The sequence below is a fragment of the Mesorhizobium sp. M5C.F.Ca.IN.020.32.2.1 genome, assembly GCF_004023105.1.
GTDB lineage: Bacteria > Pseudomonadota > Alphaproteobacteria > Rhizobiales > Rhizobiaceae > Mesorhizobium > Mesorhizobium wenxiniae.
In genome coordinates, this window is sequence record NZ_RZSX01000159.1 from 1 (window position 1) to 9,277 (window position 9,277).

At 59.1% G+C, this 9,277-nt stretch carries 8 protein-coding genes; 6 read left to right on the forward strand and 2 right to left on the reverse strand.

All coding sequences use genetic code 11. The annotated features are described in order from the left end of the window. Positions 1 to 670, reverse strand: a 670-nt coding sequence (locus EOA86_RS10715; protein WP_164891670.1) for a recombinase family protein, incomplete at its 3' end; no start/stop codon positions are given. Between the two features lie 96 nt (positions 671 to 766). Beyond that, entirely contained in the window at positions 767 to 1,069 is a 303-nt protein-coding gene (locus tag EOA86_RS38550; RefSeq protein ID WP_164891671.1) for a hypothetical protein, read from the reverse strand. Between the two features lie 316 nt (positions 1,070 to 1,385). Between EOA86_RS38550 and EOA86_RS10720 the strand changes: the two genes are divergently transcribed. From EOA86_RS10720 to EOA86_RS10745, 6 genes are all read left to right on the forward strand, one after another. Next, the gene (locus EOA86_RS10720; RefSeq protein ID WP_091597954.1) at positions 1,386 to 2,636 is read left to right on the forward strand and encodes a methylaspartate ammonia-lyase; all 1,251 of its coding nucleotides are present in this window, start codon (positions 1,386 to 1,388) and stop codon (positions 2,634 to 2,636) included. Between the two features lie 15 nt (positions 2,637 to 2,651). Continuing rightward, entirely contained in the window at positions 2,652 to 3,803 is a 1,152-nt protein-coding gene (locus tag EOA86_RS10725) for a CaiB/BaiF CoA-transferase family protein (RefSeq protein ID WP_091597951.1), read from the forward strand. A 130-nt stretch (positions 3,804 to 3,933) separates the two neighbouring features. Further along, a complete protein-coding gene (locus tag EOA86_RS10730) occupies positions 3,934 to 4,836 on the forward strand; it encodes a CoA ester lyase (protein ID WP_236473632.1) in 903 nt (300 codons plus the stop codon). A 123-nt stretch (positions 4,837 to 4,959) separates the two neighbouring features. Further along, entirely contained in the window at positions 4,960 to 5,886 is a 927-nt protein-coding gene (locus EOA86_RS10735) for a LysR family transcriptional regulator (protein WP_091597948.1), read from the forward strand. A 201-nt stretch (positions 5,887 to 6,087) separates the two neighbouring features. Further along, complete coding sequence (locus EOA86_RS10740; protein WP_091598024.1) at positions 6,088 to 7,521, forward strand: NAD-dependent succinate-semialdehyde dehydrogenase; 1,434 nt, start codon at positions 6,088 to 6,090, stop codon at positions 7,519 to 7,521. Positions 7,522 to 7,527: 6 nt separating this feature from the next. Next, the gene (locus EOA86_RS10745; RefSeq protein ID WP_091597945.1) at positions 7,528 to 9,072 is read left to right on the forward strand and encodes a fumarate hydratase; all 1,545 of its coding nucleotides are present in this window, start codon (positions 7,528 to 7,530) and stop codon (positions 9,070 to 9,072) included. Positions 9,073 to 9,277 lie beyond the last annotated feature (205 nt).

Consider the following 9,277-nt stretch of genomic DNA (forward strand, 5'->3'; position numbering starts at 1 on the left):
GTCTGGGGAAATGCACGCCATCGTCGATCATCGAGATCAGGACCTGGCGCGCACTGCCGAGTTCGCGGAAGCGCGCGAATATCAGGTGAATGGTCTCCTGCAGGCGCATGTCGGGATCGAACCCGAGACCGTAATCGCGGTGCCAGACATAGCCGAAGGGCACGGAGATGCGCAGTTCTCCGCGCTGTGCCTTGGCGCGGGCGGCCTCGTACATGCGGGCACGCAGCACGCCGAGCTCGAACTCGCTGATGCTGCCCTTCATACCCAGCAGCAGGCGGTCGTTCGGCAATCCCGGATCGTAGACTCCGTCCAGATCGATCACGCGTGCATCGACTTCGCCGCACAACTCGAGCAGCCGATGCCAGTCCGGCCCGTTGCGCGACAGGCGGGACGCCTCCAGGCAAAGCACGGCGCCCACATGGCCGGTGCACAGATCGTCGACCAGGCGCTCGAAACCGGGACGCTCCACAGCCCCGCTTGCGGTTCGTCCCAGATCCTCGTCGATCACCTCTACTTTGCGGAATCCCCAACGCCGCGCGACGTCGACAAGCTCATACTGCCGACGCTGGGTCTCAAGGTTGAGCTGGACCTGCGCCTGAGTGGATTGACGCACATAGACGACGGCCTTGCGCTTGAGGACGGCAGTCGGAATCAGATTACCGCTCGTCATCGCAGCTCTCCTCCTCCGTTGCCACGCCGGCGGCGGCCCTCAGTACGTTGGCGAGCCGAGCGATCACTATGGTCCGTTGCGTTGAACTCAGCCCGTTCAGCTTCTGCGAGTCGAGCGGCAAGCTGAGTTGGCGAACGACCACGAGAGATCGTGTCGGGGGATGGCAGGGTTCTCATGTTGCGCCTCCGCGATGGTGAAACCATCCGGAGAGCCTCGCCGGAAACGGCGTTCGATCAAGAGCTTGTTAAGCTCAAGCAGCGCGGCAAGCGATACGCGCGGGGGGCCCAGGTCCATCGCCGCGCAAGCCACGGGATCGATCATCCAGGCCGGAGCGGTAATGACATGCCCGGGCGCGACGACGAGATGAATGATCCGGCCGTCGGCGCGCTCCCCCCGCATCCGCGACTTTCTGACTCAGTAAAACTAGACGCCGCCAATTTCCGATCCTGCGGGGAGCCAGCTCGTGGCAATGTTATGCTTTGGGCGAAGGGTGTCGAATGTTTCAGCTACGGAGCGGAGCGGCAAAATGATTCACGTTGGACTGGCCCCAGACATCCTCAAAGGCGTCGAAAGGTAGCCGTCGCCATCTAAAAACGCGATGGCAACGTCCGGAACATTATATTGGTGAAATCAACACCAAGGGGCGCATACTTGGCAGGCAGCGAACAAACTGCAACCGCCCGTCAACGCAATCCGCAAAATCGAGCGAAGTGAAGTGCAGATCAAAGATGTCCTGCTCGCGCCTGGCAATGGCGCGTTTTTCTATGACGATCAGGAAGCCATTAGGTCCGGCGCTGTCCAGGACGGCTTCGTCTATGTCGGCGCGCCGACAACGCCCGGATTCAAATCGATTCGGACGCCAGCATCTTCGCTCAGCGTCGGGCTCGTCCTTGCCGACGACACCGTCGTTTGGGGCGACATGATGAATGTCCAGTACTCTGGTGCTGGTGGGCGCGATCCTCTGTTCGACACCGATAAAATTTCAGATTTAACCTCCCGTGTTGTCGCGCCGCGGCTTCTCGAGGTCGATGCCTCTCGGTTTCGTGATTCTTGCAATGTTTTGAAATTAGTCGGACATCAGCTGTTACCTCCGGCTGTTGAGTATGGGGTCAGTCAAGCTCTTCTTCGCGCAGCTGCCCATCTTCAGCGTAAGACGATGGCGGAGGTCATGTGCGCGGAGTTTGGACTGCCGTTGCCGACGCGGAGGGTGCCGATTTACTGTCAGAGCGGCGATGCTCGCGAAATCAACGTCGACAAAATGATCCTGAAGTCCGTGGATGTGCTTCCCCACGGCCTGATCAACTCGCGGCAGAAATTCGGCGTCGACGGCCAGAGCTTCATGGATTTCGTGAAGTGGGTTGCAACACGCACGCACGAAATCGGCCGCCCGGGGTACCATCCGGTGCTGCATTTCGATGTATATGGGTGGATCGGCCTGGAAATAGGTCTGGAACCGCAACAGATAGCTGACTTTATCTGCAAGGTCGCAGATAGCGTCCCGGGTTTCACGCTTAATGTTGAGTCCCCGGCCGACTTTGGTTCGACGCAAGCGCAGATAGAGAATTTCGCCAAGATTGTATCGATCTTGGACCACCGGGGTTCCAGCGCTCGCATTGTGGTGGATGAGAGATGCAATACCTTAGAGGATATTCGGGTCTTTGCCGAAGCGAGGGCCGCGCATGTGGTCCAAATCAAGACGCCAGACGTCGGCTCAATCGCCGATACGGCTCGCGCGGTTCTTATCTGCAAGGAAAACAAGGTAGGGGCGTATGTCGGTGGGAGCTGTACTGAAACGGATCTCTCCGCCCAGGCTTCAGTCCACGTCTCTGTAGCGACCCAAGCCGACATGATGCTTGCAAAGCCCGGAATGGGTGTCGACGAGGCATTCTCAATTGTTGGGAATGAACAAAACCGTTTGCTGGCGATACTGAACCGTGGTCGGTCTCAAAACGAAAAAATTGGATGAAAAGCACGGTGTCGCATGCAGAACTCTCTTGAGGGGATTACGGTCGTAGCCGTAGAGCAGGCGGTGGCGGCGCCTTACGCCTCGTCACGGCTTGCGGATGCTGGGGCACGTGTCATTAAGATTGAGAGGCCGGAAGGGGATTTTGCCCGAAACTACGACAAGTTGGTGCGGGGACAGAGCGCTTACTTCGTTTGGCTCAACCGGGGCAAGGAGTCGGTGTGTCTGGACCTGAGATCGGAGGCTGACCGCGCCGTGCTGGACACGCTTATTGCCAGTGCTGACGTCTTCATCCAGAATCTGAAACCGGGCAGCATAGAAAGATTAGGGTTCGGGTCTACGGATCTCCGCAAGCGGTTTCCTCGGCTGATCACCTGCGACATCTCTGGTTTCGGGGAGACAGGTCCGTATTCCCATTTGAAGGCATATGACCTGATCGTTCAGGCTGAAACAGGTCTGTGCGCGATCACCGGCAACCAACAAGGACCCGCGCGTGTGGGGGTGTCGGTTTGCGACATCTCGGCGGGCATGACCGCGCATAGCGCCATTCTTCAGGCGCTGTATCACCGCGAAGTCACCGGCGAAGGGACCAGCATCCAGGTGTCACTGTTCGATGCTCTAGCCGATTGGATGAACGTGCCGGTTCTGCAAAACGACTACAGCGGGTATCAGACGGTGCGCGCCGGCGTGAAACACCCGTCGCTGGCGCCATATGGCGCGTATTGTTGCGCCGACGGCAAGGAGGTTGTGTTTTCGGTGCAAAATGACCGCGAATGGGTAAATTTTTGCGAGAAGTTCCTTAGGCGAACCGAGCTGACACGCGCACCTGGTTTTTCCGACAACATGGAGCGCCTCGGTAATCGGGTGCAACTTGACGAGATCATCGCGCTGCGCTTTTCCGAACTGTCCTGTCACGAAGCAATGCAGGAGCTTGAGGCAGCCGGTCTGGCATATGGCCGACTGAACGAGGTGGCTGATGTTTCTAGGCATCCCCACGTTCGCAGGGTAGCCGTTAGCACACCCGAAGGAACTGTAGAGACGATAGCGCCGGCGGCGATCTTCAACGCGGAGCGTCCCTCGCTGCGCCCGGTTCCGGCTCTCGGCGCTCATACGCAGACCGTCCGGGAAGAGGCTCTGAGGCGTTTGGGCGATAGGGCCGCGTCAGCATGAGCGCGCATCGTGTCGGGAGGTGGACGCGCTCGCGATTTGCAAAAAGCGTGACGGTTACTTGCCATCCAGTGCGGGCACTCGGCAAACTGGCTGCTACCGCCCTCGCTAAAATCGGCCGCAGAGGCACTCCGTGATCAAGGACACCGTTCCGGCCGTTGAAAGCGCGACGTTTGTGCCTCGCTGGAGATCCCTGCTCTTCGTTCCCGCTCACGTTCCCCGATTCGTGGAGGCGGCTCACGAGCGCGGGGCGGACGGCGTCATACTCGACCTCGAGGACTCCGTTCCCCAGGATCAAAAGGCTGAGTCACGGCGGCAGCTCCCTGAATCGGTGGCAAAGGTGGGGCGCAAGGGCGCATCTGTTTTGGTCCGCGTGAATCGTGGCTTGCGGGCGTTGGTGGCGGATCTCGATGCAGCTGTGGTGGCAGGTGTTGATGCGCTTGTCCTTCCGAAGACGGATTCGGCGGAGTCGGTATTAGAGATCGCGAATGCCGTATTGGAACTTGAAAGAGAAAGAGATCTTGTCCAAGGACGCATCCGTTTCCTTGCCCAAATCGAGACGCCCGCAGCACTGCAAAGGCTCGCGGCCATAGCCTCGGCTCATCCCAGGATGCTTGCAATGGCGCTCGGTCCTGAAGACTTCAGTGCCGCTGTTGGAGGCACGCCGGAGTTCGACCTCCTTTTGACGCCGAACCTTTCCGTTCTGTTTGCCGCCCGTGCGGCCGGATTGCTCCCTCTGGGCTTTGTTGGAAGCATCGGCGAGGTTACAGACACTGATAAACTTCGTGAGACCGCGGCGCATGCGCGGCGGCTTGGCTTTGCCGGAGCTTTGGCGATCCATCCGACACAGGTCGCCATATTCAATGAGGCCTTCTCCCCGAGCGCACAGGAAATCAAGTGGGCCCGTGATGTCATCGCTGCAGAGAACGATGCGGCCGCCCGCGGGCTGTCTGCATTCCCGTTGAACGGTAAGATGGTTGATCCGCCGGTGGTTCGGCGCGCCCACGACACTCTGGCTCTCGCGGGCAGGAACTGAGCTACCTCCGATCAATGAGACCGCGCATCTTTCCCGGCGTGGGGTAGGCAAGTATTACTTGCCGGCTATCTAGTTTCGAGATAATAGGATGGGACTGCGAAAGTGCCTCAGTTGGTTTAAACCGTGGATATCAGGCAGTTAAAATACTTCGTCGGCGTCGTGGAGGCCGGCAGTTTTACGAAGGCCGCTGCGCTCCTTCACGTTGCTCAAAGCGCCTTAAGCCTGCATGTACGTCAACTGGAGGAAGGGTTCGGAACCCAGCTGCTCGTTCGCGATAGGACGGGTGTCAGCGTCACCGCGTCCGGACACAGGCTGCTTGAGCGCGCCCGGATTATTCTAAGGGAAATTCAGCTCACTGAAGCGGAACTGACCAACTCGGTGGCTGCTCCTTCCGGAGAAGTGACCATTGGCATCCCGTCCGGCGCCGCACGCGTGCTTAGTGGTCCCCTGCTCGAATCGGTAAGAAGTGAACTGCCGAGGATCTCGCTTAAGATGATCGAGGGAATGACGGGACCGCTGGAGGAGTGGATGGCTGCTGGCCGCTTCCATCTGGCAGTATTGTATCGGACTGCCGAGAGCGTGGGGCAAATGACGGTGCTGGCCCGCGAAGAGTTTTACCTGGTGGTACCGCCGGGTGAACCGCCTTTCGAAAATTCGATCCCGCTCGTCGATCTGCACGCGTTTCCCCTGGCGGTTCCGATGCGCAATAACAATGTCAGGCGTTCGGTGGCTGATGTCGTTGCGCAACACGGTTGTGTGCTCGACGTAAGATTCGAAGTCGACTCCCTTTCTACGATCATCAATATGGTCATGGAAGGAAAGGCCTATTCTGTCCTCACGCCGTCGGCCATTCAGAAAGAGGCGTCTCAAGGCCGCGTCCGGACGGTGAAGATCGTTGATCCGGTGATCACCCGATCCGTTGTCCTTGCCGTTAACCCGAAAGATGAGCGCTCTCCAGCCGTCTCTGCCGTCCGCAACCTGATCCCCAAGGTCGTCAGGACATTGATCGAGGGCGGGCACTGGTCAGCCACGGCTCCCGACCTGGCTTAGGCCATTCTTGAACCAAGCTCTTCCAGTGCTATCGCCGCGCTCGTTCGCGGTTGCCTGAGCTCTATCAATCTGTCTTCGAGATGGTTTTGGTCGACATTCCATATTTGACCGGGCGTGACCATCGCGATGAAACTGCAGAAGCGAGCTCATGGTCCGGATGTCGGCTGGTATCGCACTGAATTCAGTCAAGCGGAGCACGCTATGTCCCACGCCACGAGCTACGAGCTCTTTATCAACGGTAAATGGCGAGCCGCTAGTAACAGAGCCACGTTGCCCGTGATTAACCCGGCGACGGAGAAGGTATTTGGCTCGGTGGCCTCGGCGACGGTGTCGGATCTGGGCGAGGCCCTCGCTTCGGCAGAGCGCAGCCGCAAGGCTTGGTCCTCACGGCCTGTAAAAGAGCGCGGCGAGATCCTTGTAGCAGCCGCCAGGATTCTTGCCACAAAGGCAGTCGACGCGGCGAACGATTTGTCGGTTGAACAGGGAAAGACGATTGCCGAGGCCACAGGTGAGTACGCGCGCGCTGTCGAAACGCTGAAGTGGAACGGCACCCACGCCGAAAAGCTGTCGGCCCCGATTCCGTTGGGCCCTAACAGGATGATCGTCCCGGAGCCCCTCGGTGTCGTTGCTGCCTTCACGCCTTGGAACTATCCCGCCGTTCTCATCGCCCGCAAGCTCGCCCCTGCGCTGGCAGCAGGCTGTCCGGTCATTCTTAAAGGTGCGGAAGAGACGCCGAGCGCCGCCGTTCATATCGTAGAAGCCTTGCGCCATGCGGGTGTCCCGGACGGGGTGGTCAATCTCGTCTTCGGTGTACCGGTGCATATTTCGCGCCATCTCCTCAGTTCCTCAATCGTGAAGGTCTTGACCTTCACGGGCAGCACGGCAGTTGGAAAACAGCTGGCCACGCTCGCCGCGAATAATTTGCAGCGCTGCGTCCTTGAACTGGGTGGACACTCCCCTGTCGTTGTGTGCGCGGATGCGGACCTCGCGCAGGCGGTCCCCGCGATATCGGAATACAAGTTCGAGTGCGCGGGCCAGAGCTGCAACGCGCCGAGCAGAATTCTGGTCGCGCGGACTCTCTATCAGGAATTCCTATCCCGAATGACGGAAGCCGCTCGTAAAATCAAGATCGGTCCACCGGACGACCCGGCGACCGAGATGGGCCCCATGGCGAACGCGCGGCGAATTGAAGCCATGCAGCGTCTGATCCAGGATGCGGTCGATCGCGGCGCCCGCATCGAGACTGGTGGCACCCGCCTCGACCAGCCCGGTTTTTACTGGCCGCCAACCATCCTGACAGGGGTGCCAAAAGATGCCAAAGTGCTTCATGACGAGCCGTTCGGACCGATCCTCACCGTGGCGCCGTTCGACACGATTGAGGAGGCGATCGAAGAAGCCAACGCCACTGAATATGGCTTGGCCGCCTACTTCTTCACCGACGCCGCTAATGCGAAACGGGCGCTGATCGATGGTCTTTCGGCGGGCGCTGTCAGTGTGAATTACCTGAAGGGGGTTTCGGCAGATGCGCCGTATGGAGGCATTAAACAGAGCGGCTATGGATACGAAGGGGGTGACCAAGGGGTGCGGAGCTTCCAAAGCCTGAAAATGGTTAATGGCCTCGGCTCATTTGGATGAGATCCGGTGGGAAATAGATCGCGGATCATCGCTGGCAAGGACATCACAAGGAGCGTTGCAGACGCTCTTCAGTATATCTCATACTACCATCCTCCAGATTATGTCCGGTCTCTTTCGCAGGCATATGCGCGCGAACAGAGCCCGTCGGCGAAGAATGCTATCGGGCAGATTTTGCTGAACTCGCGCATGGCGGGCTTCGGACGGCGCCCGATCTGCCAGGACACCGGTCTTGTGGTGGTCTTTGCAAAGGTCGGCATGGGGGTCCGCATTAAATCAGCGGCGAGTTTCGCCGACCTCGTGAATAGGGGCGTTCGCCAAGCATATCTCGACCCGGACAATCCCCTCCGACCATCGATCGTCTCGGATCCGCTTGGCCGACGGGTGAACACTCGTGACAACACGCCGGCAGTCGTCCACGTGGACCTCGTGCCTGGTAGCCAGATTGAAATCACCATCGCAGCCAAAGGGGGCGGGTCCGAAAACAAGGCGCGTTTCACCACCCTTAACCCCAGCGCGTCCGTTGCCGACTGGGTGGTTGACACCGTTTCGACCCTTGGCAGCGGATGGTGCCCACCCGGCCTTATCTCGGTCGGCATCGGAGGCAGCGCTGAAAAAGCTATGCTGCTCGCAAAGGAGGCCATGAACGAACCCATCGACATGTCGGAACTGACCGCCAGGGGGCCGGCAAGCCCAGAGGAGGCACTACGGATTGAGCTTTATGAGCGAATTAATGGGCTTGGCATCGGCGCTCAGGGCCTGGGTGGCCTGACAACAGTCGTGGACGTCAAGGTTGCAACTTATCCTACGCACGCCGCGTCGAAGCCAGTCGCGCTCATTCCACAATGCGCCGCCAACCGGCACCTGACGTTTACATTGGACGGCACAGGGCCGGTCCAGCTCCAGCCGCCTGACCTTTCTGAATGGCCACAGATCGGAAATGAAGAATTGCACACTGCTGAGGTCAGGCGGGTCAACCTCGATGCGCTCACAAAAGAAGAGACGGCATCATGGCGTTGCGGGGAAACCCTTCTTCTGTCCGGAAAGATGCTGACCGGCCGGGACACCGCCCACAAGCGAATGGTCGATTTGATCGATGCCGGCGAGCAGCTTCCTGTAGATCTGCGGGGTCGCGTGATCTACTACGTCGGACCCGTCCGCGCGGTGAGGGATGAGGTTGTCGGGCCGGCTGGCCCAACAACCTCGAGCCGAATGGACAGTTTTACTGAAAAGATGCTCGCCGAGACGGGGACATATGCGATGGTCGGCAAGGCCGAGAGGGGCCCGGCGGCCATCGAGTCAATTGTGAGATACAGAACGCCCTATCTCATCGCAGTGGGTGGTGCTGCGTACCTGATTTCAAAATCGATCAAGACGGCGCGGATCGTGGCCTTTGAAGACCTGGGCATGGAAGCCATCTATGAATTCGAGGTGCAGGACATGCCAGTCATCATGGCTGTCGATGTTGAAGGAAACTCTATTCATAATTCCGGGCCAATCGAGTGGCGTAAGCGCATGGCCGCCGATACGATCGCCCGCAACATCGGCGTTTGATTATTCCCGTTAGGCCAATTAGTCCTGTGTCGGCTACGCGTAGACTATCAAAAGGCAGTGAGAAGCTTTGTCTTTGTATCGGGCAAGCTGTGCGCATGGGCTTATGCCTACACCAGCATCGCCTGCGACGAAGGCAACGCTGGGCTGGCACGACCGGACCATGGATGCAATTGGCGGCAGACCCTAGGCAGACTAAACGTAAAGC

Coding starts and splice junctions, on each gene's coding strand:
- EOA86_RS38550 (WP_164891671.1), bottom strand. CDS start 1,069: ATGCGGGGGGAGCGCGCCGACGGCCGGATCATTCATCTCGTCGTCGCG.
- EOA86_RS10725 (WP_091597951.1), top strand. CDS start 2,652: ATGCAGAACTCTCTTGAGGGGATTACGGTCGTAGCCGTAGAGCAGGCG.
- EOA86_RS10740 (WP_091598024.1), top strand. CDS start 6,088: ATGTCCCACGCCACGAGCTACGAGCTCTTTATCAACGGTAAATGGCGA.